This is a genomic window from Mesorhizobium sp. M4A.F.Ca.ET.050.02.1.1 (assembly GCF_003997725.1).
Classification (GTDB): Bacteria; Pseudomonadota; Alphaproteobacteria; order Rhizobiales; family Rhizobiaceae; genus Mesorhizobium.
The window spans coordinates 1-689 of the sequence record NZ_RZSG01001377.1 but is presented as its reverse complement, the minus strand read 5'-3'; the positions used below and the strand labels follow the sequence as shown (position 1 = coordinate 689).

General features: G+C 68.8%; 1 protein-coding gene. It reads left to right on the top strand.

What is annotated here, in order from left to right; genetic code table 11:
- The coding region (locus EOA33_RS37620) for a glycosyltransferase family 2 protein (protein WP_190234534.1) at window positions 1–689 on the top strand (689 nt) is incomplete at both ends.

Below are 689 nucleotides of genomic sequence, written 5' to 3'. Positions count from 1 at the left end.
GGCCTGGTCGAGCCCGACCCCGCCGCGCTGGCGCAGGCGATCTCGGCGGCGCTCGACGATCCGCCGCGCGTCCAGCGGATCGACCGCCTGCGCCAAACCCGGCAGGCCTGGCTGGATACGCGCGATCCGCCGCGCAGGCGGGCCCGCAAGGGCGCCGGACCATCGCCGCTGGTTTCGATCGTCATGGCCCATCGCAACCGGCCGTCCTATCTGAAACAGGCGATCGCGGCGGTCGAGGCTCAGACCTACGAAAATCTGGAACTGGTGCTGGTCGACGACGGCAGCGACCTGGACGAAGCCAGGCGATTGCTGGACGCGCTGGAACCGGGCTTCCGCCAACGCGGGTGGAAGATCCTGCGCCGGCCGCACAAGCACCTCGGCGCGGCCCGAAACGCCGGCATTCGCGCCACGCAGGGCGAACTGGTCCTGTTCGCCGATGACGACAATGCGCTGTTCCCGGAGGCGGTCGAGCATTTCGCCCGCGCCATGTCGGCTTCGGGCGCGGATATCTGCACCGCGTTCCAGTTGATCTTCTACGAGGACACCGTGCCCGACGACCGCGGCGACGGGCTGATCCAATATCTGCCGCTCGGCGGGCCCGACGCGCTCGGCCTGATCCACAACGTCTATGGCGACGCCAATGCGATGGTGCGCCGGTCTGTCTTCTCGCGCATCGGATACCTGGTCGA